We start from the raw sequence: 26,078 nt of genomic DNA on the forward strand, positions 1-26,078 counted from the left end.
AACATTTAAGGAGGTACACCCCATGACACTACACATTCCGGCGATTCTGCAATCCGCCCCGTTCATCCGGCGGTATCCGGGGAATCCGGTGCTGGATGCTGCAAAGGTTCCTTACCCCACCGCACTGGTATTCAATGCCGGTGTAACGAAATTCAACGGCAAATATGTGATGATCTTCCGCAATGATTACGGCTCACTGGCCGATCAGACGCTTGAGCCGCATCACACCACGGATCTCGGCATTGCCTACAGCGACGACGGGCTGAGCTGGACCGCCGGCCCGAAGCCGGTGTTCAAAATGCACGATGAGGAAATTATCCGTGCCTACGACCCGCGCCTGACCGTGCTCGGCGGCCGCTGTTATATGTGTTTTGCCGTGGATACACGCCATGGCATCCGCGGCGGGATTGCCGTTACCGATGATCTGGAGCACTTCGAGGTGCTCAGCCTGTCTACACCGGACCTGCGCAATATGGTGCTGTTTCCCGAGCTGATCGGCGGTAAATATGTCCGGCTGGAGCGTCCCTTCACGGTGTACAGCCGCGGCGGCCGGGACCGCTTCGACGCCTGGATCTCCGAGTCGCCAGACCTTGTGCATTGGGGCAACTCCAGCCTGCTGCTCGCCGTCGAGCAGGTGCCGTTTGCCAATGACAAGGTCGGTCCGGCCGCGCCTCCCGTCCGGACGGACAAGGGCTGGCTGACCACCTTCCATGCGGTGGATGTGGACCCGGCCAGAGGCAAGCACGGCTGGGAGGACACCTGGAAGAAGCGTTATACCGCCGGAATTATGCTGCTGGATCTGGAGGACCCCCGCAAGGTGCTCGGCATGAGTAAGCAGCCGCTGCTGGCGCCGGAGACGGATTATGAGATTGGCGGGGGCTTCCGTAATCATGTGATTTTCCCCGGCGGGATGATTCTGGAGGATGACGGCGAGGTCAAGATCTATTACGGCTCTGCGGATACGGTTGAATGCCTGGCGACTGCCCATGTGGACGATCTGCTCCGGCTCTGTCTGGAGCCGGGGGAATAAGTAAAGTTGCAAGCTGGCTGAAAGCGGGAATGAGGAGCGGTAGTGGGGGGATTGTGCATAAAGTGCAACAATGGTAGCTTAATAGGAGCGACTTGAGCAGAGAGTGTGCATAAAGTGCAACAATTCTAGCACGATAGTAGCAACCGTGGGCAGAATGTGCAAAAAGTGCAACATTGCAGCTCAATGGGAGCGACTTGAGCGGGGAGTGTGCTTAAAATGCAACATTTCTAGCTCAATTGCAGCGACCGTAGGCAGATTGTGCATAAAGTGCAACAATGCAGCCCCATAGGAGCAGCCAGCGCAGGAATCCTGCACAAATTGCAACAACACAGATCCAATTAGCACCGGTTCGCCGAAATTCCTGCAAAATCTGCAACAATAGCTCCACAGCCAGTAACCAATGTAGAGAAATCCTGCAAAAGGTGCAACCTTGCCGGAACCCAGCCAAACCCGCTAACTGAAAGCGGGCGTTGGGGCGAGAATGAGGTGTAAAAGTGCACCAGAATTAGCCGAAAGTTGGCGATGGGCGAGAATGAGGTGTAAAAGTGCACTTGAAATCGCTGAAAGTTGGCGATGGGCGAGAATGAGGTGTAAAGGTGCACTTGAATTCGCTGAAAGTTGGCGATGGGCAGGAGTAAGGTGCAGAAGTGCACCTTATCCCGGCCTAAAGCAGGCGCAGGGCGGGAATGCGGTACGCCCCCTCAGCTCGTCAACTGGTGCAGCACCAGAGCACATGCGCCTGTTGCGACAGCACGCTCGCCCAGGCTGCTCCGGGTGAAGCGGACATTGTACTGTCCGCGGTAATAGGTCCGCTCCAGGGCGATCCGGGTGGCGGTCTCGTAGAAATCTGCGGCGAGGAACAGCGGGCCGCCCAGGATGACCTCCTCCGGGTGGAGGATGTTAATCAGGTTCGCCAACCCGATGCCGCAGGCCACCGCCATCTCATCGAATAACCGGACCATCACAGGATCGCGCTCCCGGAGCGCTTCCAGCAGATGGACGAATTCCAAAGCCTCCGCATGCTCTGCCAGAGCACGGAGGCTTGTGCTGCTGTCCAGCCGCCAGGCCTCGCGGGCCTGTCCCTCCAGCGTCCGGACCGACACATAGCTCTCCCAGGCCCCGGCGTTGCCGCCGGGAAGCTGCGGCGGTACTCCCGCGCGGTCAATGATCATCTGCCCGACCGCTCCCTCGGTATCGATTATGCCGTAGAGCAGCCGCCCATCGTTCATAATAGCGGAGCGCAGGCCGATTCCGGCATGGAGATAGAGAAGGTGCTGCTGCATCCGGTTGCTGCCGGCCCAGTATTCGCCGAGCAGTGCCGTATTGGCTCCATTATCCAGATAGACAGGCACCCCCAGGCGCTGCTCCAGCTGTTCCTTGATATGTACTTGTGACCAGCCCTCTGCAGGAAAACGGGCCGGATTCAGGATAACTCCGGCTGTGCGGTCCAGCGGACCAACCGCGCCGATGCCCAGACCGGCGACCCGGCTAAGCTGGACAGAGGCTGCGTCAAGCATCTGTAAGCCTTGTCTGTGGAGCGACTCCATTAGAAGCTCGGGGGTAAGCCCTGCATCCATGCTCCAGGTATGCTCGCCCAGCAAGCGCAGATGAAAGTCTGTCAGCACAAGCTTGGCATGGGTACGGGAGATCTCCAGCCCCAGCAGATAAGCGTAAGATGGATTCGTCTCATAGAGGGTAGGGCGGCGTCCTCCGGTGGATTCGCCGAAGCCGACCTCAACCAGAAGCTCCTGGGACAACAGTTCATCCAGGATGCGTGTTAACGTGCTTATGGTCAGTCCGCTTTCGTCCAGCAGGGTCTGCTTGGAGACGGTACCGTGTTTTCTGACCGTGAAATAGATCTCTCTGGCTTTGGGATTGGCGATGATTTCATGAATAGGCAGCACAGATGGTTCTCTCCTTATGAAAAGACTATACCTGACGAATGGACTACATCTGCTTCAACAATGACATAAAAAGCAGGGTGCCGCAACTATCACAAGGAGAGTGTAAGCGCCATTTCGAATATGTAGCCGCTGCCGGGGAGAGACACAGGACGGTCAGGCAGCATATGAGGATAAGCAGCCGTTAGTGGCGAGGATTGTTCATCCTAGAGCAGCGCCTTGAAGGAATGGCGGATCACATCGCCGCGGCTGATGATGCCGACCAGCACATGGTTCCGTTCAACGGGAACCTTTTTGATTTGCTTTTTGCCGAGGATGGTGGCGATGGCTTCAATATCTTCTTCGGCATGTACAGTGATGACCTTCTTCTTGGCGATAGCCATTACGTTCAGACCCAGCAGCTTCTGCGCCCGTTCCTCGAACAGATCATTATCCCCGACGAACACATTAATCTGGAAAAAAGAATCCACAATCAGATCCTCATGCCTGCCGATATAGCGCATAATATCCCCGTCGCTGAGGTAGGCGACAATCTCATTCCGGTCATTCACGACAGGCATACCGCTGATCCGGTGGGCAATACATTTCTCAATAAAAGTCCGTACGGTGTCTTCCTGCTTAACCTTGTACACCTGACGGACCATGAATTCATGGGCTTTCATACCGGTTCCCCCTGAAAATTAGCTTTTGCAGAAATAAGTTGTATCATGAAAGTATATACTTGTATTATACAAGTGGAAAGAGTAAAGTCAATGAATAAAAGAGAAGAGGGGCAACCGGCATGGACAAACATTCAATTGAGACAATAGAGCTGGAAATGGCGGTTCTGTTCCGCCGTCTCACTTCAATTACCACGTTCAAAAAAATAGGTAATCTGGATCGTGCGGCCTACCTGCTGCTGCATCACATTGCCTCTCGTGAAGGAACTGCCGGGATAAAGGCAATCTCCGATGAGTTTCAGTTGGATATTTCTACGGTCAGCCGACAGGCTGCCTCACTGGAGAGTAAGGGGTACATCACCCGGGTACCGGACCCTGTGGACGGGCGGGCTTATTCGCTGCAGATTACAGAGACGGGCAAAGCGAGTCTGGAGGAGAACCGGCAGGTCCGGCAGGAGATGATCGAACAACTGCTAAAGGGCTGGTCGGAGGAGGAGGGGCATTCTTTCGGGGAGCTGCTGCGGAAGTTCAATGCGGCTTTTCTGGAGGAGGGCTGATGGTTCGCGGAAGTCTCTGGAAGCTCCCGGAGAGATCACAGCAAAAGGGCCGTCCGCAACGTTATTTCACGCTGCGGACGGCCCTTTTCATAGTATTCAGGCAACGGAACAGGCATCAAGCAAAGCCTGCATTCCCGCTCATCCCCACCCACAGCGGGGATTGCTCCAGACAAGCGGCGAGCTGGAGCAGCAGGTCCTCGCGCCCTTTGGAGGCCATGACCTGGACGCCTATCGGCATTCCTTCGGCCGTAAGATGCACCGGAACGCTCATGGCGGGCTGGCCGGTCAGGTTGGCGAGCTGGGTGAAGGGCGTGTACGTTAGGCTCGGCTCGAACATCTCGTAGATCATCCGCCTCTGCGCGTCCTTCGGCAGCCCGCTGACCTGCATCAGCTTCTCTGTCTCCGCCGTGGTCTGGGTCAGTTCTCCGATCTTCGGGGCAGAGTCTGCATTAGCCGGAGTAATATACAGATCGAAGCGGTCCATCAGCGCGGCCATCTGCGCAGCAGCTACATCCCATTCGTGCAGACTGTGTACGAACTCTGCCGCCGAGACCTGCTTCCCGGCTTCGGCCAGCACCCAGGTGACAATATCCACTTCCTCTGCCTTAATTGCACGGCCCATGGCGCTCTCAAGCGACAGGAACATAGCGGATACTTCTCCGGCGTTCATCGTATAGTAGTTGTCCATCAGCCGGACCCCGTTGACCGGGCTCAGCTTCTCTTCCACCTCATAGCCCTCGGACTCCAGCCACTTGACCGTCTTCCGCACGGCCTCTACCGCCTCAGCGGATACCGGTGTTCCCACCGGCGAAGCGGTGGTGAAGGCGATCCGCAGCTTCCGCTGTGCGGGCTTCAGCAAATCGTCCAGGTAGACGCCCGGATACAGCGGCGTCTGAAAAGCCGCTTCCGGCTGCACCACCTGCAGCAGATCCAGCATCGCGGCGCTATCCCGCACAGAGCGGGTCAGCGCAAAATCAATCGACGCGCCCTGCCACTGGCGGCCGATCCCCGGGCCGACCGGCGTACGCCCGCGCGTCGGCTTCAGCCCGAACAGGCCGGTGAACGAGGCCGGTATGCGGATGGAGCCGCCGCCGTCACTGGCTCCGGCGGCCGGCACGATCCCGGCGGCAACCGCCGCCGCCGCACCGCCGCTGGAGCCGCCGGGTGAACAGGCGGGGTTCCAGGGATTGCGGGCCGGGCCGTGAAGGAGGGGCTCGGTGATGTTTTTCAGCCCGAATTCCGGCGTATTCGTATGGCCCAGCGGAATGAAGCCGCCACGCCGGATACGGGCCACATAGTTAGAGTCCCTTTTCGGTACATTGTCCTTCATCAGCAGAGCGCCCGAGGTCAGCGGTTCGCCGCCAATCGCCTGGGAGATATCCTTCAGCAGGAAGGGGACGCCGGCGAACGGACGGGGGGTATCCCCGGAATCAAGGGGCATCTCCGCAGCCTCCTTCAGTGCGGCTTCCCGGCGGGTGCGTACCACTGCATTCAGCAGCGGATTCACCTCATCCATCCGGGCATAGGCGGCTTCCACAAGCTCACGCGCCGAGACCTCCCGTGCCTTTACTAGAGCGGCAAGCCCCAGCGCATCATAACCGGAATAAGCAGACAACGACATAGGTATAACCTCTTTCTGGCAGGATCAGGCAGGCTACATAGTGGTCAGGCTATAGCTGCAGTCTCGCGCATAGTATATTGCGTTATAAGGAGGGCAGAGACTTTTCAAGTGCGCTCATCTGTAAGATATTGCTTCACTGGAGGCGGCGTATACTCTGCGAACTGCTGCAGAATGCCCTCCGGCGTGGTAGCGTTCAGCATGATGGAATGATGCTTCTCCTGCATGAATTGTTCCCGGGCCATGTTGCTGAACAGGGCAATCAGCGGATCATAATAATGATTCACATTAAGCAGTCCGCAGGGCTTCTGATGCAGGCCGAGCTGCGCCCAGGTGAAGATCTCGAAATACTCTTCCATCGTGCCCGGGCCGCCCGGCATAGCAATGAATCCGTCCGCCAGCTCAGACATCTTAAGCTTCCGTTCGTGCATAGAGTCTACCATAATCAGCTCTGTCAGACGGGTGTGCTCGATTTCTCTTTGCTTCAGAAAATGCGGCAGCACCCCGATCACACGGCCTCCCGCCTGCATTACGCTATCCGCAATAGCGCCCATCAACCCTACAGTAGCTCCGCCATAGATCAGCGTAATGTTACGTGCGGCAAGCTCCTTGCCGAGTAGAATAGCGGATTCCTTGTATACGGGCGAAGCCCCTTCACTGGAACCGCAGAACACTGCGATACTCTTCATAAGCTGCTGACTCTCCTTTGTCTTAATATCTAAAAATGCTTGGTGTATGTGTATCTACAACAAAGATACCATACGATGTTGTGCGTTAGAAGGATATGCTTAATGTTTAACTCTGGATTACATTCATTTTACAAAGGGGTCTATGTACAAAAGGAGCCAACAGAAGTTGTTGGCCCCTTGCAGATGCTCTTAATGGACAGGGGTTAATTCGGCGACTAATTGTACGGCTTTGGCGGCATCGATGCGTCCATAGCCATACCGGTCATGCCAACTGCCCGACATGGGTCTTGCTGATTTGAGGAGAATTTCCTGAATTTCCTCACTGGATAAAGAAATGCCGTGGGCCAACGCCTCTGCGAGCATCAGGGCAACAATACCGGTTACAGCGGGAGCTGCCATACTGGTGCCCATCATAGGAGTAACCTTATCTATTGATCCTGATTTAGCGGCCATAACCATGAATTGTTCACGTTCATTTTGCGTAGCATTTCCTCCAGGAGCACTAATCTCCGGCTTTTGTCTTCCGTCACGTGTCGGACCGGCGCTAGAGAAGAAGGAAAGTGGTGTGCCTGCTTCTTTGGCGCTGTATGAACCGACAACGACTGTTTTTTTGCCGCAGCAGATTGAACCAAGGGTATGCGTATTATCCAGCGGTTTTTCAAAATGGGACTGGCCAATATCATCCCGCTCAATCCAGGCATGATATTTACCCGAACGGATCTTCACTCCGCGAAGTCTAAGTATCCATGCACCGGCCGGTAAACTGCTCTCCATGAAGATATTGATGACGTTGTCACCGTTGTTCGGATCTTGTTTCCGGTGGGAGATGAAGATCAGGATTTCATTCCGGTTCCCGACTGCCTGGTGATTCGTGCCGAGCTTAACCTCACCGAGGTTATCCCCATCCGGAGTGATGAATTGGCAGGATAATTCATCTGCTGCATCGTACCAAAGCTCGATTTCGTTAGAGGTACGGTCTGATCGTTCCACGATCCAGCGAAGATCCTTCACCTCATTCTGGCGGATTGTACCACTGGCGTGTATGCCATCGGTGTAAGAGTTGCTGGCGGCCAATACGATGGCCCGATTGTTAGCAGCGGTTAGGAGTGTATCGAATCCTACCTCAACCAGAGAAGTGCCGTCATGGGGGCCGCCGTTGGTACCCAGACTTATATTGGTAACACACGGCCGGTCTCCGGCGAGCTTATAGATGTATTGCAGAGCCTCCAGCAGATGCACTGAACCCCCGAAATCTCCTTTGACCGCGTCCGGTCCCGACCATGGAACATCATCGGCATTCAATTGTACAAAAATGATATCTGCCTGAGGAGCAGTACCGGGAACATTAGTTCCGTTACCGTTGCCCGCAGCAGTATCCATAACGTGTGTTCCGTGCCAGGGCTCATTTTCATGTTTGGGATCAGAAAGATGTAATGCCGCGAACGGATCATCTGTTTTCAGAGCACGGTTTAATTCGCCCTGTGGAAAGACTTTGCCGTAACCAAACTCGGTATCACTGGAATTAGGAACCGTCTGATCCCAATAGCTAAGTATCCGGCTTGTCCCGTCTGAATGGATAAAGTTCTTATGGGTAAAGTCACATCCATAATCTACAATCCCTACGACCACCCCTTTTCCGCCGTGGCTGTTGGTATTTTGATTCAGCAAGTCCGCCCGGGCCTTAGTTTCTTCAATGGTCCTAAAGAGCTGGGGCTTCAATAATTGTGATGACTTCAAGCTCATTACCGCCGGTGAATTGCGGATCTGTTCAATCTGATCGGCGTCAATCCGGGCGGTAACGAGCCGTACATTCTCCTGCTCCTCAGGAACGCTGCCCAAGTCGGCAATTTGCCGGACTCCGGACAGATTTTTCCACACCTCCATATCCTTCACCTTGGCGATAACCGCGATTTCGCGGGTATCCGCTGTCTCCGTTGATTCTGCGTTGAACAAATGCGGATGAGCATCCTTGTGTTCACTTTGATTAAAGGCAATGACCCGCTGCAGTCTTGGATCAAGCTTAGTAGGGATCTCACTCGTTGTTTCTTTGAGTTTCATTTCATGTCTCCTTTAGCTGGTTAGTGTACTGGAAAATACAACGTCCATATACTTTCACTAATTTGAATTTTTATAAAAGCCATTTTATTCAAACCGATACATCCTATGGGATATGAACAATACAGCATGAAAATTATGGTCATTCATGCACGGTCATTCTTATTAAATGCATAAATGCATGTCGTCAAATAAACAATTATGTAAAAAAAAGTAAGTATCATCAAGTTAATGATTTCACATAATACCTGCGTTCTTTATTGGGAGGTACCCAAAAAAATAAATTGTAAGGGGTGAACAATGAATGTTCATATCCAACGAATCAGGAAGCAAGACGTATTCACTGGTTGGAAAACGATATGCAGCTGCGGACAATACCCCTTTGACACCGGATGATTACCGCGATCTGGTGAAACGCCGTGCGGTTTCCATTCTGCATATTACTCCTGATGAGCAGGAGTGGCAGGGGAACGAAGAGCTCAGAAGAGAAACCGAGCAACTGATTATGGAGAAAATTCACCGTGACAGCAATCTGCTGCCCATTGATTTTTTGAGCAAGGGAGTTGAACGCGCCAAAGCGGTCTGCCGGATTGTAACACCTGCGGGACTTGGAACCGGATTCTTGATTGGCCGTGGGCTGGTGATGACTAACCATCATGTGCTGGCAAGCGTCGAGGAAGCAACTGGTAGCCAGGTTGAATTCGGATATGAAGAGAATGGGAAGATCGTCAAGCTTGCACTGAAGCCTGAGGAATTTTTCATCACTTCACCTTTTGAAGAATTGGACTTCTCGATCGTAGCCTGTGAGACTGCCGGGATTGAGGATGTGATTCCTGTGAAGCTGATGCGGAGTCCGACAACGATTACCCGTGGAGAATATGTGAATATTATCCAGCATCCCAAGGGCAGGCAGAAAGAGATTGCTCTGCAGGACAACACAGTCAGCTATGTCTATGAAAAAGTGATTCATTATACGACCGATACGGAGCCGGGCTCCTCGGGTGCAGCAGTGTTTAACAACCAGTGGCAGCTTGTTGCCTTGCATCATGCAGGCTGGTATACAGACAATGATCAGCAGCAGGCAGTGAATGAAGGCATAAGGATCTCCGCAATCGTTGCCAAACTTGTAGCTCTTGCCCAAACTGGTGATTCTGCTGCTCTGCAGCTGACACAGAAGCTTGAAGGCACTTCGCCGTATCTGGGATTCTACGATGTTGAGGGGCTGGTGGATAACCGCAGAGAGCTTGCTGAAATCGAAATCCCCTCCTTCAAAGGAGATAAACGGTTCGCGGATATCGGATTCTGGAATATCGAAAACTTCAACAATAGCGTAAGTGAACAGCGGATTAAGGATGTTGCCCATTTAGTGGCGGATATGTCGATGGATACGCTTGGCCTTGTTGAGGTAGAGCGGGGGGCGCTGGACCGGCTGAGACAAGAGCTGAAGAATCGCGGAGCTGCTATGGACTACGTGTACCTTGATGCGGATGGGGGGCAGGATCTTGCGGTGCTGTACGATACGACCACGGCTAATGTTGAGCTCAGAACTGACATTAACCTGAAGTACGGCCGGCTGCTGCGTTCAGAAATCAACGGTAAAACTGCTTTTCCGAGAGAGCCTCTATTCGCAAAATGTACAGTTAGAGAAGAGGGCCAGAATGTTGAATTCCTGAAGATTGTGGTGCATCTGAAAGCCATGCGTGATGCGGTAAGCACCGAAAGACGAACGCTTGCCGCCCAGACATTGTCAGTCATCATTGAGGATCTGAAGCGTACAGAAGAGTTCAAGGAGCTGCCTATTCTACTGGGTGGAGACTTAAATGATGATGCAGGCAGTGTGTCACTGAGTCCGGTGATGAACATGCCCTCAGTGCTTACGCTAACCCTTGACGATGCGCAGGCAGGTCATATCTCTTACATTGGTGATCATAAGTCGCTGATTGATCACATCATTATTACCAAGGATACCAGGGCAGGAGTTATCAGCTTCGACGGAAAGCAGGATGACGCCGGAATCGTCAGATTTGACAAAAGCATGCCTGATTATGCTTCGAGAATCTCAGATCATGTTCCAATCGTGCTACGGATCATCTATAAAGACAGCAGCACCGAGCAGGATAACCTGAGGATTCCTTCAGTGCCGAGTGTGGTTTGGGCGCAGGGAAATACGATGGAGCATGCGCTGCTCAAGCTTCAGCTGAACCGCTTCAGACTCGAAGAGGAGCGGGGATATTACGATGCCGAGAAGGATAAATTCGATATTGTGAACTACTATCGCAGCGTGGATCTCCAGTCCGGGGGAGGCCAGGTGTTCCGTCAGCTGCATCAGCTGATGCTTGAGACCCATAACAGCATTTTCTCCTACCCGGCAAGCCGGACGCAGCTATATGCCGGAGTCGATATCCGCGAGGATGGCAGTCTGCACAGCCTGTATTCAGGAGAGAAGCTTGATGCAGAAGAACTGATCCGGGAGGATCACCGTACCGAACGGCTGCGGAAGGAGTTCATGGAGAGCCTTGCCCTTCACGGCCAGGAGGAGGAGGAAGGGTTCCAGGAGCTGATCGATGAGAAATTCGGGTTCAATGTCGAGCATGTTGTTCCCCAGTCCTGGTTCAGCAAAAGCTCGCCTATGCGGGGCGATCTGCACCACTTATTCATCTGTGAGAAGGAATGCAACAGCTATAGAAGCAACATTCCATACTATGATTTTGCTGACTATAATCCGGAAGCTTACCGGGAAACCGTCCGGAATGCCTGCGGGAAACGCGGCGGGATGATCCGCTTTGAGCCGGAGAGCGGCAAGGGGGAGGCAGCGAGAGCGGTTTTGTACTTCCTGGTACGGTATCCGGGTAAAATCGAACGGCAAAATGAGCGGATTGACATTAAGCTGCTGCTGGGGTGGCATAAGGAGCATCCGGTGAGCCTGCATGAGAAGCACCGCAATCAGCTGATCTTTGAATTGCAGGGCAATCGCAATCCCTTCATTGATCTGCCTGAAATTGCAGATCAAATAGAGTTTTAACCAAGAGAAATAAGGAGGCGGCAACGTAATGAACATGACTGGTACCGGAATTAATCAACCGCCTGCAGAAATGGTAAACCAGCTTCAGCAAGGCGGTTATGTGCTGTATTTCCGCCATGCCCAGCCGGCTGAGACTTCTGGTGATCCGGGCTTAAGCGCGGAGGGGCAGGAAAAGGCGGCATTACTAGGCAACTGGATGAGGGAACAGAATATTAAGCTAAGTCTTCCTGTGTTAACCAGTCCTACGCATCGGACACAGGAGACAGGGAAGGCTGCTTTTCAAAGTATCCGGGTTGAAGAAGCTCTGGCTCATATGGATACATTGTTTATGGAGAATCCGGCCGGTGAAGCAATGGTGATGAAGACGCGCCTTGTGAGCCTGTTGGAATCCATTCCCTCAGAGAGCACTAATACAGTGCTAGTGGCGCATAGCTTTTCCTTTAATAATCAGATCGAAGCCAGACCTTACCTCGGATTGATTTTGCTTAAGCCTAAGGGTGAAGGGCAAGGTTATGAGATTGCTGATGCATTTGATTTTTAACTAATAAGGAGATGTCTCCAATCATGCCCGAAGGAATATCTTTTGAATGTAAGCTTTTCCTTGACCCTAAGCAGGTGCTGCTGGGGGGAGATGGACAACTGCTTCCTAAAGTTGCCGGTCTCTCCTTTGAACTCAAGGACAAAATGCAAATTCATCTGATGGATACACCAAAGTTAGAGCTTTATGAGACGGGGTGGATTGTCCGTAGCCGTTTCAAGGAAGAGAAATGGGAGCTTACCTACAAGAGACGTATCAGGGATTACCAGAGTTTGGATCGTGCAATGAAGCAAGCAGTCGCTGAAGGATTTACACCCGGTGAATATGAGGCCGAAGTCGAGTGGGGATACACGAAACAAGCGTTATCTCTGGCAAAAGACTTTGACATTGCTCTGGAAGACCAGCCTGAGGGACAATGGAAGCAACTGATCCTAGACAAAGCCCCGCAGCCTTTTAAAAACAGCAGTGTCTTCAAGTCTATAGCAGATACCCGGGTAACGGGTCCTATCCGGTCCGAGAAATATAATAGTAAGTGGGAACAGGAGAAAGTTCACCTGGAAGTCTGGACCATCGGGGCAGAACGTATCGCTGAAGCAACAATGAAAATAAAGAACGCGACCGATACCGAAGCAGCGGACAAGCATCAACAATTCATTACTCTGTTCAAAGAGGCTAATCTGCTGCTCGAGCAGGATATTTCCAAAACCAAATGGGCACTTGAGAAATTAATGAAGGCTCATACACCACAAACTACACATTAAAGGAGACGAGTATAATGCCACTGAATCCATATGGCGTACTAAAAGGAAAAATCATCAAAGGAATACCTGCACCTCCCACAGGCGACAGCACCCCGCATTATCATGCTGTGGTCAAGGCTGCCGGCAGAGAATACAAATTAGCCATCAATGTACAATCCACCGAGGCCCCTTCAGAGCTGCTCTATCTGGTCGGAGATAAATTTAATTCTGAACAGATTACCCACCTGCAGAGTTTAAAGGACGGGATTACTAAAATTGGTAAATCCAACCGTGATGAAATTGCCTTGGACTACATCCGCGGCGGACTGTTTGACCCCTCGAAGATGATCGCACTTCCATACAATGAAGACGGTCCCGATAATGACCTGAATGAGAAGGTTGATGCCTATTTGCAACGTGCAATTAAAGATGAAACAGCTAAAATTTATGTATACGGTGAGCCTTTCCCGGGCGGTATCCACAATATCCACATGAATCAAGGGAATGTTCAAAAATACAAAGCGGACGACGGCATCTGGCAGGATGGCGGAATTGTGATTCATTTTGAGCAGGAAGACAAATGGCTCGGCCTGTTCCTCTCCTTCCAGTCGCAATCCTGGTGCACCGATGACCAGGGCCATATGGAACGTCCGGTTAGTGAATGTAATCATCTGACTCAAAAGTCTGCGCAGCTGTCTAATTAGAGCGAAAGGAGCATCATGATGAGCGGACATATTGAACATGAAGAAGGATTTATCCCCAAGTTTTTACTTGAGGAATTGGCGGAAAAAGGGAATGAGGATGCGAAACGCACACTTGCTGGTATGGCGGAGTTAGCCAAGAAAGAGAAGCAGGTAAAAAAAACGGAAGGCCAGGCGGTAAATAACGCCTTCGAAGCCAGCCATAACCCGAAATGTGTAGTATATGACAGTCAGGGCACGGGAGAGCTCCGGTATAAATTAAGCCGCAAAGAAGGAGATGCTCTGCATAACGATCAGGCTGTAAACCTTACCTTCGATTTCTCCAGCAAAACGCTGGAGTACTTCAAACACAAGCTTAACCGGAATTCCATCGACGATGAGGGGATGGATGTTATATGCAATGTTCACTTTAAGAAAAATTATAATAACGCCGTGTGGTTACCCAACCAGAATCAGCTTGCTATCGGTGACGGAGACGGAAAATGGTTCATCAATCTTAGCAAGAGCCTTGATGTTGTCGCTCATGAAATGGCTCATGGTGTCACCCAGTATGTCAATCATCTTGATTACATGAGACAATCCGGAGCACTTAACGAGCATTTCTCGGATGTCATCGGAACTGCCGTGCAGCAGTATGTAAAAGGGCAAACCGCACGAACGGCCGACTGGCTCATCGGTGATGAGATTGTGGGTACAGAATTTCCCGGCAAAGCGCTCAGATCCATGAAGGAGCCGGGGACAGCCTATATTGGAGACAGGCAAGTGTCTCACTTCAGCAAGTATATGGAAATCCCCCTAGGTGATGATGGCGGAGGCGTACACTATTACAGCGGAATACCGAATAGGGCTTTCTATCTTGCGGCGATGGAACTGGGCACTGACCCGGCTGCATACTTATGGTACACTGCTTTGCAGGACCGTGAGACGATTAAGCATAATGCCAAGTTCGTGGATCTGTTGCAGGCTCTTCTTATTGCAGGAGAGAAGCTGGTCCGGCAGGGCAAACTGCCGCAATCCGCAGTCGCAGTGATCACGAAAGTATTCAGTGATGTGGGGATTCTCCTGCCCGTTCATGCTTGAGGAAGGGGCGAAAAGAATTCCTTGCATCAGCCGCATTGACAACCATTTTAGAAGCGGCTATACTTTCTGTAATCTTATAGTTGGTATACGTTGAACGAGCCAGTAGCAGCCTTGTCCCTGTTCCCAGAGAGCCGGGGGTCGATGGAACCCGGTACACACAAGCGGACTGCGAATTACGCCTCGGGAGTATCTTGGGTAATGCCAAGCGGAGCTAAGCGAACGATAACTCGCCTGAGAGTGGTATGGACCTGCGTGCAGCATCAGGTCTGTGCAATTTGGGTGGTAACACGGTTAATGATAATCGTCCCTGTGTCTGAATAGACAAGGGGCGATTTTTTGTTGTCTGTGCGGTTTGCGGGCTGGGTGCGTGGCGGGCTTAAGCTTCTGAGGCTGCTGCGGTATGGCTGCTGTTTTTTTGACGGATACCAAGGGATATAGAACAATCACTTACACAAAAGGGGCTGTACATGTTGAACATTATCGACGAGCTATTGTGGCGCGATGCCATTAACCAGCAGACAGATGCGGACGGACTGCGTGAATTGACGGAGAGTAAGGCGGTATCGCTGTATTGCGGCGTGGACCCGACGGGCAACAGTATGCATATCGGCCACCTGATTCCGTTCATGGTGCTGCGGCGCTTCCAGCTGGCGGGTCACCGTCCGGTGATTCTGATCGGGGGAGCTACGGGAACAATCGGCGATCCGAGCGGACGCCAGAGTGAGCGCTCTTTGCAGACGCTGGAGCAGGTGCAGGAGAATGTGGATGCGCTGACGGCCCAGATGAAGAAGTTGTTCCTGACTGACAACGACAACCAGGTCCGGCTGGTCAACAACTATGATTGGACCAAGGATATGAACGTCATTGATTTCCTGCGTGATTTCGGCAAAAACTTCAGCATCAACACGATGCTCGCCAAGGATGTAGTCGCCAGCCGTCTGGACAGCGGCATCTCGTTCACGGAGTTTGCTTACCAGATTCTGCAGTCCATTGACTACCTGCACCTGTTCCAGAACGAGGATGTGCAGCTTCAGGTCGGCGGCTCGGACCAATGGGGCAATATTACGAGCGGCCTCGATCTGATCCGTAAAAAAGAAGGCAACGAAGCCAAAGCCTTCGGCCTGACCATTCCGCTCATGCTGAAGGCTGACGGTACGAAGTTCGGTAAAACCGCCGGCGGCGCCATCTGGCTCGATCCGAAGCAGACTACCCCTTACGAGTTCTACCAGTTCTGGGCGAACACCGATGACCGTGATGTGGTTAAATACCTGAAGTACTTCACCTTCCTGAGCAAGGAAGAGATTGAGGCGCTTGAGGAGAAGGTAGCCACTGAGCCGCATAAACGCGAAGCGCAAAAAGCGCTGGCCGAGGAAATGACCCGCTTCGTGCACAGCGAGGAGCTGCTGGAGCAGGCCAAACGTATAAGCGCGGCACTGTTCAGCGGCGATATCCGCTCCCTGACTGCGGACGAAATCGAGGAAGGCTTCAAGGAAATGCCGACCTTCACAGCGGGGACTGAGACCAAGAACATTGTAGACTGGCTCGTGGACCTGGGAGTGGAGCCGTCCAAACGCCAGGCGCGCGAGGATATTACTAAGGGCGCAATCTCGATCAACGGGGAGCGTGTGAATGAGCTGGAGACGGAGATAACAGCTGCAGATGCCATCGGCGGCAAGTTCATCATCGTCCGCAAGGGCAAGAAGAATTACAGCCTGGTGAAGCTGGTCTAAGCGCAAGCTGCGGGCGATGGTTTGCGGAAGGCGAGTAGAGCGGGCCGGATGTTGAGCCAGATCTGGAGCGGTGTTAGGCTGGAGCGAGGCTGAGGGTGAACTGGAACGAGGTTGATGGTGGCTAGGGTGAGGTAGATTAGCTAGGGTGAGACAGAGATGAGTGAGGTTTGGCTAGATGAGCTAGGATGAGCCAGAAGAGTTAGGTTTGGCTAGATGAGGTAGAGTAAGATAGATGAGTTAGGTTGAGCTAGATGAGCTAAAGTAAGACAGATGACTTAGGTTGAGCTAGAGTGAGAATGGTGTGAAGTAACTGAGTGATTGGGCTATCCCACTGTCAGCAGTGACAGGGATAGCCTTTTTTGGTGGTCGCGGAAGGTGAGACGGTCTCCCGCCTTCCTCCCCTGATCACCGTAGGCCGGAAGCGTGGCTGCGTCGAGGAAATCAAGTGTATAAATCCCTCTAATCTTGCTGGAAGTGGGCTGAATGAGAGAATCAAGTGTATAAATCCCTCTAATCTTGCTGGAAGTGGGCTGAATGAGGAAATCAAGTGTATAAATCCCTCTAATAGCTGCCGGGTGGGAAGTGGGAGGCCGATGAGGTGCACAAGTGCACCTGAATTTGGCGCAAGCGGCCGAAATGAGCAAATCAGGAGCATTAGTGCACCCGAATTCGGCACAAACGGCTGAAACGAGCAAATGAGGAGCATAAGTGCCCTTGATTTCGCCGAATGCGGGCTAGACACGGGAATCAGGGGCACAAATGCCCCTGAATTCAGCGCACGCACCTCACTCGCCATAAACCACCTAGTCCAGCGCGCCATCTGACGGGAGAGCCAGGCTTCAAAACAAATAAAAAATAATGCCTTTACCAGCAGCGACAGTCTGGCTGTAGAACCGCTGGATCTCGGTGAAGAACTGGAGCAGATAGGCAAAGAAAGCATCCGCATCATCGTCAGACACCGTATCAGGGTCCAGCGGGTAGACCTCCTCCTCGGCCATGGTCCGGAAATCATAACGCAGGCGCAGCTGAGCTTCATCCAGCCGGGAAATAGCGTCAAGCGCTTCGGCCACTTGTCCGGCACGCAGGCAGAATGCCCCGTATGCCCCGAACTCGATGCCCTGGTCGGAGTGCAGCGGGACCACATATCCGAGCGGCGCTGGCCCATCCGATATATCACCGCAGAGCAGGTAGTGAATCGCCTCCCAGGTACGGTCGATATCCAGCCCCGGGTACTTGTCTATGTTCAAGCTCGCCAGCGGGGTGCTGCCTGCGGCAATTTGCTGCACCAGTTCATCTTCCATTGCAAAGTAATATCCGCGTATCGCCATTGTATCAGCCTTCCTTCCGTGGTGGGGATAGAGTAGTTGTACTTAATCCTCAAGCAGCGCAAGCTTGTCTTCGAGTTCAGCAATCTTTAGCCGGATAGCTTCTGCCCGGGGCTCGTCCTGCGCTTTCACCGCGACTGCCAATTCATCGGCAGCTATGCTGATCTGATATTCTAGATACGTGTAGTCGGATGCGGCGGCAGGGTGGGTGGAGCGTTGGGAATAGGTCATATGCCGAGGCCTCTTTTCTGTGATCTGTGATATATTCATGATACAGGGTTTGCAGGAACGGCTCAACCTTGTTACATGGGAACCCGGCACAGGCTGCGACATTGTTCACAGACAATGAACCCGGTTCTGGCTTTACCATGAGTAGTATTGAAAATTATAACTTAATTTTTCAGTAACAGTATGCGGGAGAAAATTCCGCAAAGGAAGGTTTGGTATACATAATGATTGCTGTATCTTTTAACACCTTGGACGAGGCCAGGCACCATCTGGAGGGAGGCGGTTCATCCGGATGGCTCTGTCACATTTTACAGTCAGATTATGTCTAGTACTTATGTGGAGCTGCTGAGTTCAGCCGATCCGCTGGCAGTGCTGGAGGAGACGCTGGGCGGCAGTCCGTTCAAGCCTTCGTTTGTCCTCAATATTAACTGTACGCTGCGGGACCAGCTGTTTACACGGGACGGTCTTTGGGGAGCTTTTGACGAGAAGATGCTTGGGTTCTGCGGTAACACTACAGGCTTCATCAGCTATGGAGAGCAATATTATACTAAGCATGCCAATCAGACTATGATTCTGCTGCTGGTTGAATAAGGGAGAGTTGAAATCGGATGGAGTGGTTAAGCAAACTGCGCACAGCTTGGGGGAGAACCCCCTCTGCTGAAGGCGTTCAAAGTCAGAGTAATACAAGCGGGTTAGCGGAGAGAGCCATAGCAGAGCGTGTGATCGCAGCTAAGGATACGGTTGCATTAACAGAAACGGTTATAGCAGAGGGAAAAGCCGCAGTAGAGGAAGCAGGCACTAACGCACATGTACCTCACAGCGGTAACGATAGCGTAGAACCGTCTGTACATGCTTCAGGCACGGTGTCTTATGGGGAACATGCATATGCCCTGGCGGAGCAGATCCGCCTTGAGACTGGAGCTATCCTGAAGGAAGAGGCCCAACTGGTGGAGGACTTCGAGGCCTTGCGGGCAGGCGGCGGGGAGATGATCGGCCAAATCGCCGGGACTCAGCAGCTCCTGGAACATTTGAAGACCAACAACGGACAGACTGAAGATCTGATTAATGAAATGTATGGCAGCTTGTCCTACTCATCCAACAAAATCGAATTTGCCAAGGAAGCCAATATCCAGATCTCTGCGGAAATGCAGAAGGCCTCGGAGGTATTTACTGAGTTCGTTGCTTTGAATGAGGATCTGCGGGAGCATTTCCACAGCATTGAGCAGCTGGCCAAGATCATTACGGATATTGCCGAGCAGACGAATCTGCTCTCGCTGAATGCGGCGATTGAGGCGGCGCGGGCTGGTGAGCATGGACGCGGCTTCGCCGTTGTCTCCACGGAGATCCGCAAGCTTGCTGACAGCACCCGCAGCCATGTGAAGGAGATTATGGGTTCACTCTCAGGAATGACCCGCGTCATGGAGCAGATCCACAGCAAGTCCGGGGATGGAATGCTCGCGATGAACGAGACCACGGCGAAGATCGGTGAGTCCACCGTATATATGAATGAAATCGTAGTCGCGGAGGAGCAGGTCTTCGAACATCTGGAGGCAATCCAGGAGTCCCAGGAGAGCAGCATGGAGGATGTGGAGCAGATCAATAGCGACCTGCTGCGTATTCTGGAGAAATCGGGCCAGGACACAGACCAGTTCCGTAAGCTGGTTCTTACCGTCCAGAAGAAGGCCGACCATTACCAGCAGCTGTTGAATCATCTGCATCAGATCGGGCTGCTCCAGCAGGCGGAAGAAGCAGAGAAGACTAACGTATAAGCAGATATGGTAAAAGGAAAAACACCCGGCGGCGGGAGAAGCTGCCGGGTGTTTTTGTGTTGTGTCCGGCATGGGCACAGGTAACACTCCTCTTGCTGGTGAAACACCGCTAAGGGGGAGGGGCCCAGCCAGCGTAAGCTTCACGCTCCGTATGACTAGACACCTCGCGTATGATGCGGGAGGGAAAGAGTTGGATAAACTCCACCTGCTGACCGGCAACGGTCCTATGCCAGGACAGCAATTGGATAAACAGCACTTAAATGAACCCGTTTCCCCCAAACTGGCCTAAACGACCATAATTAGTTGTTGTTTATCCACTTGCTTCCGGAAATTCCTTGGAAACCAGCATAGCAAGCTGCGTTTTTCCACTTGTTTGCTGGGAGGCAGCGTTCTCCGCCATCGGCAGGAGGATATTCCACTACTACAGCGAGATCAGCCTGTATTCATAAGCGCCAATGGGCAGCGGACCGGCGGGCACAGGAGTGCCGGTCAACACATCCTGCCCGCTGCGCGGCAGGGTGACGCTGCCGCCAAGGCCGTCCATGTTGACGAGCGTCCACAGCTCCCCGGCAGCGCCGCTTCTCGGGCAGAGAATGGTGCCCGGCGTGACATCACTGCGCCGGGTGACTCCGGCCCGGGCGGCATAATGCTCAATCAGTGCGCACAGCTGCTTGTCGCCCTCGCTGCCCGAGGGCAGGGAGCCGAGCATGACGATGGCTCCCCGGCCATAGGGCTGCTCGGTCAGGTAGGCCAGGCCCGGCGTCCGGCCTTCCGTGATCATGCCGATCACGGTGGCTCCGCCCGGCAGCGGCTCGAAGACGGCGCTCCATAGCGACAGCGGTGCGGAGCAGCCGAAGGCCTCCCCGATGCTGCCCGTCCCCTCCATCGGGTAGACGAAGGTAGTGTTCACACCTGCGAAGCGCTCCAGTTCTCCCAGAGCAGCATCTGTATGCAGGGTATGCTCGGCGGTGCGGCCTCCGCTAAGCGGGCCAACGATCCAGATGCCGCCAGCCGCTGTGAAGGCGAGCGCCTTCTGCATATATTCCGGCGACAGATAATGGATGTAAGGCGTGAACAGCAGCTTATAGCCGCTTAAATCGCCGCCTTCCGGCAGCAGGTCACGGTGAATCCCCAGATCGAGAATCCGTCTGTAAAAGTCCCCCAGCAGGGAACGGTAGTTCAGCTGCCGGTGCGGCTCCGTGGCCAGGAACGCCTTGGCCCGGTCCGAATAAGTAATCGCCACCTCGGCCTGCACCGGCCGGGTATTCAGCATGTGCGGTTCGATCTGCAGCCTGGCGGCGGAAGCCGCGCGCACATTGTCATACCCGAGCGCAGGCTGGCCCCAGGCGCTGATAATCGAGCTGTGCGTCTGCTCGCTGCCCGTGCGCTGCTGCCGCCACAGCCAATAGCAGAAGGCGCCTGCCCCTAGCGCGTAGGCGGCCACGGCTTCAGCGGTGAGATAGCCGTCCGGGTGCGGCTCGCCGTAGCTTGTGAGCGAGGCGGCATAGGACGGGCCGGTCTCCATCAGCCAGAAATCCCGCCCGGGCTTGAACCCGCGCCACAGATCACAGTTCAGCAGATAGGCGTGCCTGTTGGCTTGGGAAGCGTAGGTGTCGAACGAAGCGAAATCAAGCTCCCGGAACAGCTGCTCATTGTCCAGATGAAAAGGGACATTGCTGTTGTGCGTGATCGGAGATGCGGAATAGCGGCGGATGATCGCCGCCTGTTCCCCTGCGAACTCCGCAACCTTCTCCATCTGGAACAGCCGGTACTGGGTGACGAGCGATGAATTATGCAGAAAAGGCGTAGCCACCGGCTGCGGCACCTGATCGAACCGCTGGTAGGTGTGGCTCCATACGCCGGTTCCCCACGCTACATTCAGCTCGCCGATGCTACCGTAACGGTGCTCCAGCCACTCATGCCACAGGGAGCGGCAGGACCCGCACATGCATTCCGCCACATGTGCCTTCAGCTCGTTGTCGAGCTGCCAGGCGGCAAGGCCCGGGAGCTGCCCCAGCACCCGGGCCAGTTCTTCCGTAATTACCGCAGCCCGCTGCCTGAAATAAGGGTTATTCGTGCAGACATGCTGTCTGGACCCGTGACTCATTACCGCCCCATCTGCCCGGATATGCAGGCGCTCCGGGTGCCCGTGGGTCAGCCAGACCGGCGGGGTCGCGGTCGGCGTACACATGACCGTATCGATGCCATGGGCATGGAGCTGCCGGATATGCTCAGCGAACGGCCGGACATCGATGGAGTCTTCCTCCGGCTCCAGCAGCGACCAGATGAATTCGCCCATGCGTACCAGATTAATGCCGGTCTCCTGCATGAGCTGAAGATCCTGCTGCCGCTCAGCTTCCCCCCACAGCTCCGGGTACCATGCGGCGCCGTAATATAGCTTTTGCTGCATTCTTTTGACCTCCTTGAAAGAGCCCCACACGGGTTCTGTATGATCTTATCTTTCTATTCCCCATCCCTAAGCTATATAGTTTAAACTTGAAAACATAAATTTTGGGAGGAGTGGCGGAAGGGAATTTTGGAGCTGGAGGAGTGGTAGCGTACGCCTTTGTCTGCGGATTTCTACCGCGAACAGCGGTCTAATCAAAGAAATCTGCAGACAACAGCGGCCGGAAGCCCAAAACTTCTCTGGAGTCACGACTCTCCCAAAAATGAAATTATCATTTCAATCTATATAGTGTCCGCCCCCCACATGCAATAGTAAAGTTTTGCCGGTTTTGGACTTTATTGCGGAAGCGGCGCAGAAGGCGTTCAAAGCGCTGTCCAAAAAGTCCGATTGCCGGAAAAACACCCGCCAACCATAATAGAAAGCGCAGCCACGGCAAGGTAGTGAAGTGTAGTAGCGAGGCTGCTTATCCATACGGAGGTGAATGTCAATGAAGCAAGGAGCGGCAATGGGGGCAGCAGAGGTAAGCGCAGGTACAAGCTTCCGCCGCAGCAGGCGCGAGCAGCGCTTCAGACGTCTGAAGCGGGACAAATGGCTCTACATTCTGCTCAGCCCCGGAATCCTGTATTTCCTGCTGTTCAAATATGTGCCGATGTGGGGAGTGCTGCTCGCCTTTAAGGATTATCAGCCTTTTCTGGGCTTTTGGAAGAGCGGCTGGGTCGGCCTGGAGCATTTCCGCACGTTTTTTCAGAACCCTGATTTCTTCATGCTGCTGCGCAATACGCTGGTGCTGTCGCTGTATAATCTGGTGTTCTTTTTCCCGGCACCGATTATTCTGGCGCTGCTGCTCAATGAGATCCGGCTCTCCTTCTATAAAAGGACGATACAGACGCTGATCTATGTGCCCCACTTCATCTCGATGGTCATCGTCGCCAGTATCTCCTACGTGTTCCTTACGACACAGGGCGGTGCGGTCAACGAATTCCTGTTCACGTTCACCGGGCGCAAGATCGATTTCCTCGCCAGTCCCGACTGGTTCCGCCCGATGATTATTCTGCAGACCATCTGGAAGGAGTGCGGCTGGGGGACGATTATTTTCCTCGCTGCTCTGGCCGGTGTCGATGTGGAGCAATATGAAGCAGCCGTGGTGGACGGGGCCAGCCGCTGGCGCCAGACCTGGCATATTACACTGCCCGCGATCCGCAGCACGATTGTCATTCTGCTCATTCTGCGGATGGGCACGATTCTGGATAACGGCTTCGAGCAGATCTATCTGATGATGAATGCGCTGAACCGTGAGGTGGCGGAGGTCTTCGATACTTATGTGTATGCGCTGGGGATTACCCAGGGGGCGTTCAGCTACAGCACCGCCGTCGGCTTGTTCAAATCGGTCATCGGGGTCGTGCTGGTGCTCGGCACCAACTGGCTCGCCAAGAAGTCGGGCGAATCCGGATTATATTGAAAAGGAGGCATTATGTGTGGCTAAACGTTACCGCAGCGCCGGAGAGATCACCTTTGACGTCTTTAATTACGTGGTGCTGGGCATCATCGGGATCGCAGCCATCCTGCCGTTCCTGTTTGTAGTCGCTGGTTCCTTCGCCACCGAGGCGGAAATTACGAAGCGCGCTGTCTTTTTGATTCCGACGACTATCTCGCTGGACGCCTACCGGTTTATTTTCTCTACAGATACCATTGTCCGGAGCATCGGGGTGTCGCTGTACGTAACAGTGATCGGGACGGCAGTCAATTTGTTCTTCACGGTTACCATGGCGTATCCGATGGCGAAGCGGTACCTGATGGGCCGCAATCTGATCCTCAATCTGGTCATCTTCACCATGCTGTTCGGGGGCGGGATGATTCCCACCTATCTGGTGATCCGCGAGCTGCATCTGCTCGATACGCTGAATGCCTTGATTCTTCCGGGGGCGATCAGCGCCTTCAATCTGATTATTGTGAAGAACTTCTTCCAGGAGCTTCCGGCCGAGATGGAGGAGGCGGCCCGCATCGACGGCTGTACGGAGCTGGGGCTGCTGTGGAGGATTGTGCTCCCGCTGTCGAAGCCGGTGCTGGCGACGTTCACCCTCTTTTATGCGGTCGGACACTGGAATAACTTCTTCTCGGCGCTGCTCTATATTAATGATCCATCCAAGTGGCCGCTCCAGGTGATGCTGCGTCAGATCGTCATGCTGTCCCAGTCGGCAGCGGGGGATCTCAGCTCCATGGACCCGAATTTCGTGCAGCCGCCGGAGCAGTCGATCAAAATGGCCGTCATCGTGGTCGGCACCCTGCCGATTATGTGCGTGTATCCGTTTCTGCAGAAGCATTTTGCCAAAGGGGTGATGCTGGGTTCAGTCAAAGGGTAACCGGTTAGTCAACATATAAAGGGAGGCCAAGTGATGATGAAGATGAAGCGGAGCCAAGGTTCACGGTCTGTGAAAAAAGGGTTGTTCATGCTGCTGGCTATGATTATGATTCTAAGTGTATTGTCCGGCTGCGGCGGGAATGGAGAGAAAACGGGAGCGGGACAGAAGGAGCCTGCCGGGGATAGCGGGAAGGCGGACGGCACCGCCAAGGCTGAGGAGCCGCTTGCGCTGACATTGATGCTGCCGATTTTCAAAACCAATTATCCGAAGGACGGCAGTCCGGTCGCCGCCAAGCTGGAGGAGCTGACGAACACCAAAATCCATTTCGAATGGGTGCCGAATGCGTCCTATGCCGACAAATTTAACATTACGCTCGCTTCCGGCAAGCTGCCTGATATTATGTATGTAGGTGACGTGAAAGCGTCCAGCTTCGTCAATGCGGCCAGATCCGGCGCTTTCTGGGAGGTGGGTCCGTATCTCAAGGATTATCCGAATCTCAGCGGGGCGAAGGAGGTTATTCTGAATAACTCGGCCATCGACGGCAAGAATTACGGAATCTACAGAGGGCGGGCGCTGGGACGCAACGGTGTGGTGTTCCGCAAGGACTGGATGGAGAAGCTGGGGCTGGAGACCCCGAAGACCGTGGACGATTTCTATAATATGCTAAAAGCATTCAAAGAGCAGGACCCAGACGGCAACGGCCAGGCGGATACGTATGGCATGGTGCTGGTCAAGTGGACCGGCCAGTGGGCCAGCGGCTTCGATACGATGAAGCTGTGGTTCGGAGCACCGAACAAGTGGGGTGTGCAGGAAGGGAAGCTTGTGCCTGAGCATGAATACCCCGGTTATTTGGAAGCGCTTAAATTCATGAAAAAGCTGTACGACGAGCAGTTGATCAACGCCGACTTCGCAGTGATGGACAGCTCTAAATGGAATGATCCGGTCGTCAACAACAAGGCCGGCGTCATTGTCGATGTGGTCGATAACGCGGCCCGGCTGGATGACAAGATTCATGCCGCTCTGCAAAAGGAAGGCAAAGACGAGCCGGAACGCCATTATATGGATGTCATCGGCGGTGTGAGCGGAGCGGACGGCGCGCTGCATACGCTTCCGACCTCGGGCTTCTCCGGCATGCTGGCGATTCCGAAGTCCTCGGTCAAAACCGAGGAGGAGCTGAAGCGGGTGCTGACCTTCCTGGACCGGCTGAATGATGAGGATCTGCAGACGATGCTGAACTATGGGATTGAAGGCGTGCATTACAAGCTGGTAGACGGATATATCGAACGCTCCAGCGATACCGTTCTGCTGGAATCGGAAGTGGAAGGCCTGAACCAGATGCTGCCGTTCATTCCTGAGGACAAGGCGAAGCAGGTGAAGCAGACGCCGCTGCGGCTGAAGCAGACTGAGGTACAGAAGACGAATGAAGCGACGATTGTGACTAATCCCGTCGAAGCGCTGATCTCGGCAGTCTATACGCAAAAGGGCTCGCAGCTCGATAACGTGATCAACGATGCGCGCATCAAATTTATTGTCGGCCAGATCGATGAGGCCGGGTTGAAGTCCGCTTTTGAGGTATGGCGGAAGACCGGCGGAGATGAGCTTGTGAAGGAAATGAATGAATTGTACGCCTCAGGCGGCAAGTAAAGTCCGGTCCTGCTCCAGTCTCCGG

The 26,078-nt window shown here is 53.6% G+C and carries 21 protein-coding genes; 13 read left to right on the plus strand and 8 right to left on the minus strand.

Annotated elements, in window-relative coordinates; genetic code table 11:
• The first annotated feature begins 22 nt into the window (after nt 1-22).
• Nucleotides 23-1,030 (plus strand): glycoside hydrolase family 130 protein, encoded by a 1,008-nt coding sequence (locus NST69_RS06720; RefSeq protein WP_209878169.1) that lies wholly within the window; start codon nt 23-25, stop codon nt 1,028-1,030.
• 701 nt (nt 1,031-1,731) lie between these two features.
• Here NST69_RS06720 and NST69_RS06725 read toward each other — a convergent pair.
• Both NST69_RS06725 and NST69_RS06730 read right to left on the minus strand, forming a co-directional pair.
• Complete coding sequence (locus NST69_RS06725; RefSeq protein WP_342548843.1) at nt 1,732-2,934, minus strand: ROK family protein; 1,203 nt, start codon at nt 2,932-2,934, stop codon at nt 1,732-1,734.
• 203 nt (nt 2,935-3,137) lie between these two features.
• Entirely contained in the window at nt 3,138-3,593 is a 456-nt protein-coding gene (locus NST69_RS06730) for a CBS domain-containing protein (RefSeq protein WP_036696539.1), read from the minus strand.
• A gap of 119 nt (nt 3,594-3,712) precedes the next feature.
• Here NST69_RS06730 and NST69_RS06735 point away from each other — a divergent pair, with 119 nt between their 5' ends.
• Nucleotides 3,713-4,147, plus strand: coding sequence for a MarR family transcriptional regulator (locus NST69_RS06735; RefSeq protein ID WP_036725642.1), 435 nt, complete (start codon nt 3,713-3,715; stop codon nt 4,145-4,147).
• Between the two features lie 115 nt (nt 4,148-4,262).
• On the opposite strand, the gene NST69_RS06740 is transcribed toward NST69_RS06735, so the two are convergent.
• The 3 genes from NST69_RS06740 to NST69_RS06750 form a co-directional block, all read right to left on the minus strand.
• Nucleotides 4,263-5,768 carry an amidase gene (locus NST69_RS06740; RefSeq protein ID WP_342548844.1) on the minus strand — a complete coding sequence of 502 codons (1,506 nt, stop codon included), beginning with the start codon at nt 5,766-5,768 and terminating at the stop codon, nt 4,263-4,265.
• A gap of 104 nt (nt 5,769-5,872) precedes the next feature.
• Nucleotides 5,873-6,454, minus strand: coding sequence for a TIGR00730 family Rossman fold protein (locus tag NST69_RS06745; protein ID WP_036696546.1), 582 nt, complete (start codon nt 6,452-6,454; stop codon nt 5,873-5,875).
• Between the two features lie 189 nt (nt 6,455-6,643).
• On the minus strand, nt 6,644-8,512 hold the full coding sequence (locus tag NST69_RS06750; RefSeq protein WP_342548845.1) for a S8 family peptidase: 1,869 nt from the start codon (nt 8,510-8,512) through the stop codon (nt 6,644-6,646).
• A gap of 301 nt (nt 8,513-8,813) precedes the next feature.
• Here NST69_RS06750 and NST69_RS06755 point away from each other — a divergent pair, with 301 nt between their 5' ends.
• From NST69_RS06755 to tyrS, 6 genes are all read left to right on the plus strand, one after another.
• Nucleotides 8,814-11,531: an endonuclease gene (locus tag NST69_RS06755; protein ID WP_342548846.1), complete on the plus strand. Its 2,718-nt coding sequence runs from the start codon at nt 8,814-8,816 to the stop codon at nt 11,529-11,531.
• Nucleotides 11,532-11,559: 28 nt separating this feature from the next.
• Nucleotides 11,560-12,072: a histidine phosphatase family protein gene (locus NST69_RS06760; protein ID WP_342548847.1), complete on the plus strand. Its 513-nt coding sequence runs from the start codon at nt 11,560-11,562 to the stop codon at nt 12,070-12,072.
• Between the two features lie 23 nt (nt 12,073-12,095).
• Nucleotides 12,096-12,830, plus strand: a complete 735-nt coding sequence (locus NST69_RS06765; protein ID WP_036725635.1) for a hypothetical protein — start codon at nt 12,096-12,098, stop codon at nt 12,828-12,830.
• Nucleotides 12,831-12,844: 14 nt separating this feature from the next.
• Complete coding sequence (locus tag NST69_RS06770) at nt 12,845-13,513, plus strand: YukJ family protein (protein WP_036725633.1); 669 nt, start codon at nt 12,845-12,847, stop codon at nt 13,511-13,513.
• Nucleotides 13,514-13,528: 15 nt separating this feature from the next.
• Nucleotides 13,529-14,590, plus strand: a complete 1,062-nt coding sequence (locus tag NST69_RS06775) for a M4 family metallopeptidase (RefSeq protein WP_342548848.1) — start codon at nt 13,529-13,531, stop codon at nt 14,588-14,590.
• A 470-nt stretch (nt 14,591-15,060) separates the two neighbouring features.
• Nucleotides 15,061-16,320 (plus strand): tyrosine--tRNA ligase, encoded by a 1,260-nt coding sequence (tyrS, locus tag NST69_RS06780; protein ID WP_209878223.1) that lies wholly within the window; start codon nt 15,061-15,063, stop codon nt 16,318-16,320.
• Nucleotides 16,321-17,159: 839 nt separating this feature from the next.
• On the opposite strand, the gene NST69_RS06785 is transcribed toward tyrS, so the two are convergent.
• Nucleotides 17,160-17,648, minus strand: coding sequence for a YfbM family protein (locus tag NST69_RS06785; RefSeq protein ID WP_339254809.1), 489 nt, complete (start codon nt 17,646-17,648; stop codon nt 17,160-17,162).
• A gap of 42 nt (nt 17,649-17,690) precedes the next feature.
• Entirely contained in the window at nt 17,691-17,876 is a 186-nt protein-coding gene (locus NST69_RS06790) for a hypothetical protein (protein WP_036722636.1), read from the minus strand.
• Nucleotides 17,877-18,194: 318 nt separating this feature from the next.
• Here NST69_RS06790 and NST69_RS06795 point away from each other — a divergent pair, with 318 nt between their 5' ends.
• Nucleotides 18,195-18,464 (plus strand): hypothetical protein, encoded by a 270-nt coding sequence (locus tag NST69_RS06795; RefSeq protein ID WP_340954987.1) that lies wholly within the window; start codon nt 18,195-18,197, stop codon nt 18,462-18,464.
• Between the two features lie 17 nt (nt 18,465-18,481).
• Nucleotides 18,482-19,642, plus strand: coding sequence for a methyl-accepting chemotaxis protein (locus tag NST69_RS06800; RefSeq protein ID WP_340954985.1), 1,161 nt, complete (start codon nt 18,482-18,484; stop codon nt 19,640-19,642).
• 421 nt (nt 19,643-20,063) lie between these two features.
• Here the strand turns inward: NST69_RS06800 and NST69_RS06805 are convergent, their stop codons facing one another.
• A complete protein-coding gene (locus NST69_RS06805) occupies nt 20,064-22,052 on the minus strand; it encodes a beta-galactosidase (RefSeq protein ID WP_342548849.1) in 1,989 nt (662 codons plus the stop codon).
• Nucleotides 22,053-22,554: 502 nt separating this feature from the next.
• Here NST69_RS06805 and NST69_RS06810 point away from each other — a divergent pair.
• Genes NST69_RS06810 through NST69_RS06820 form a run of 3 tightly spaced genes read left to right on the plus strand, consistent with a single transcriptional unit; the run spans nt 22,555 to nt 26,053 of the window.
• Nucleotides 22,555-23,508, plus strand: coding sequence for a sugar ABC transporter permease (locus NST69_RS06810; RefSeq protein WP_342550098.1), 954 nt, complete (start codon nt 22,555-22,557; stop codon nt 23,506-23,508).
• Nucleotides 23,509-23,524: 16 nt separating this feature from the next.
• Nucleotides 23,525-24,409: a carbohydrate ABC transporter permease gene (locus NST69_RS06815; RefSeq protein WP_036722627.1), complete on the plus strand. Its 885-nt coding sequence runs from the start codon at nt 23,525-23,527 to the stop codon at nt 24,407-24,409.
• Between the two features lie 36 nt (nt 24,410-24,445).
• On the plus strand, nt 24,446-26,053 hold the full coding sequence (locus NST69_RS06820) for an extracellular solute-binding protein (protein ID WP_342550100.1): 1,608 nt from the start codon (nt 24,446-24,448) through the stop codon (nt 26,051-26,053).
• Nucleotides 26,054-26,078 lie beyond the last annotated feature (25 nt).

This window comes from Paenibacillus sp. FSL P2-0089, assembly GCF_038595095.1.
GTDB classification, from domain to species: domain Bacteria; phylum Bacillota; class Bacilli; order Paenibacillales; family Paenibacillaceae; genus Paenibacillus_AQ; species Paenibacillus_AQ silagei.